Below are 1,096 nucleotides of genomic sequence, written 5' to 3' on the forward strand. Positions count from 1 at the left end.
CTCGACATCAGAGAGCGCCTGACCGCGGCGGACCCGGCCAACACCGAGTGGCAGCGCGACCTCTCGGTCATTCAGTTGAAGCTTGGCGACCTGCACATGGCCTTCGGGGACGGCAAGGCGGCGCTGGAGCGCTACCGCACCAGCCTCGACATCAGAGAGCGCCTGACCGCGGCGGACCCGGCCAACACCGAGTGGCGGCGCGACCTTTCGGTCAGTCATGATAAGCTTGGCGACCTGCACATGGCCTTCGGGGACGGCAAGGCGGCGCTGGAGCGCTACCGCGCCAGCCTCGACATCAGAGAGCGCCTGACCGCGGCGGACCCGGCCAACACCGAGTGGCAGCGCGACCTCTCGGTCATTCAGTTGAAGCTTGGCGACCTGCACATGACCTTCGGGGAAGGCAAGGCGGCGCTGGAGCGCTACCGCGCCAGCCTCGACATCGCAGAACGCCTGACGGCGGCTGACCCGGCCAATACCCAGTGGCAGCGCGACCTGATCGTGAGCCTGGTCAAGCTGGCGGAAGCTGGGGATGGCCCCTTGGAACGCTATGCACGCGCGCTCATTATCGTCGAGCGGCTAAAAGAAGAGGATCGATTGCAGCCGGCTGACGCGTGGATGGTCGATATTCTGAAGCAAAGACTGAGTGAGGCCCAAGGCAAGTGATGCCCCAAGTCGAAATTGGAGTAGAGGGTAGGTGTAGGGAGTCGTCATTACCGCACATCCGCAGGGCATTCACCGCATCGTGCAGACCAGTAGCTAGGGATTGTTGGAGCACCACAACTGATGGATTGCGATGCGGATCCTGCTTACCCTACAACGCAGCCACATCAACGCCACATCAACGCGCGAACGCGCATTTGCGCGCGGTTCTGCCTTCAAATGCGTGCGGGTGTCGGTGAATGAGCAGTTGGAAAGTTGGCGAAAGCAAAGGCTTGCCATTTAAGTACTTGATTTTAAGGCATTATCGGATTCGCTGCAGGATAGGCTCATAACCTGAAGGTCGTAGGTTCAAATCCTACTCCCGCAACCAGTTTCATTGCAAGTCGGTTTCATCGGCCTGTAAAATGTGTTCAGTGCGATCCGCGGCGTCGCGCGG

General features: G+C 60.5%; 1 protein-coding gene. It reads left to right on the plus strand.

Annotation, left to right across the window (positions count from 1 at the left end):
- Positions 1 to 663, plus strand: a 663-nt coding sequence (locus ACESL9_RS17770) for a tetratricopeptide repeat protein (protein ID WP_372675402.1), incomplete at its 5' end; no start/stop codon positions are given.
- Positions 664 to 1,096: the final 433 nt, after the last annotated feature.

The organism is Aquicoccus sp. (assembly GCF_041686535.1).
GTDB lineage: Bacteria > Pseudomonadota > Alphaproteobacteria > Rhodobacterales > Rhodobacteraceae > Aquicoccus.